Annotated in this window: 1 protein-coding gene; it reads left to right on the top strand. The window is 73.9% G+C overall.

Annotated features, from left to right (window positions below; translation table 11 throughout):
- Positions 1–219: 219 nt before the first annotated feature.
- Positions 220–1005, top strand: a 786-nt coding sequence (locus AC5LSR_RS17705; protein WP_493468695.1) for a toll/interleukin-1 receptor domain-containing protein, incomplete at its 3' end; no start/stop codon positions are given.

Here is a 1005-nt window from a genome sequence, read left to right as displayed (position 1 = left end):
GGATCAGAATGTTCGGCGAGCCGCATGATCGGCTGGCGGCCTGCCGCGATGCTGGAGGGCCTGCTCGGCTGAGGGTTCCGCCGAATCCCGTGGCCGACAGGGACTGATCGGCGTCCGCTGGTGGTGTCGGACCCGTACTCGTTCTTGGCCGGTTCGGGCGGGCCCCATCCCCACCGGGGCGGGCCGGGGTGGTTTGTCCGAGCGGTGACAGAATGCCGCATGCCGGATGTCCGGTGGGATACTCGCGCGGTGGGCGACGGGGGCCGTGACAGTACCGCCACGGTGTGGGATTTCTTCGTGTCGTACACGCGGACGGATCAGCCGTGGGCGGAGTGGATCGCCGAGGCGCTGGAATCCGACGGGCACCGGGTGCTGGTGCAGGCGTGGGATTTCGTCCCGGGGTCGAACTGGCCGGCGCTGGTGCATGCGGGTGTGACACGAGGTGGTCGTCTGCTCGCGCTGCTCAGCCCGGCTTATCTGGACTCGGTCGGGGGCAGCGCGGAATGGCAGGCGATATGGGCGGCGGACCCGGCCGGGGACGACCGGCGGCTGATCCCGGTCCGGATCGCGCCGTGTGATCCGAAGCGGCTGGGGCTGGTGGGGACCCGCGGCTGGATCGATCTGACCGGCCTGTCCGGGCCGGAGGGCGAGAGCACGGCGCGTACCCGGCTGCTCGACGGGGTCCGGGCGGCGCGGGTGGGGCGAGTTCGCCCCACCGGCCCGTTGCCCTTCCCGGCCCGGGACGGTGACAGAGACAGGGAGAGCGCGGGAGAGAACGGTACGGCCGGGCGGGGGGCACGGTATCCGGGCCGGCCGCCGGCGGTCTGGGGGCTGCCCGCGCATCTGCCGCGTAACCCGCGGTTCACCGGCCGGGAGGGTGAGCTGGCGGAGCTCCGGGAGCGGCTGACCCGTTCCGGGCAGGCCGCGGTCGTCCCCCACCTCCCGGCCGGCAGGACCCCGCCGGCCGAGCCGGCGGCGGGGCGGGCGCAGGCGTTGCACGGCCTC

Source organism: Protofrankia sp. CiP1_Cm_nod4 (assembly GCF_982290645.1).
Note: the sequence above shows the minus strand (reverse complement) of the source record. Positions and strands in the feature narration are given on the sequence as shown.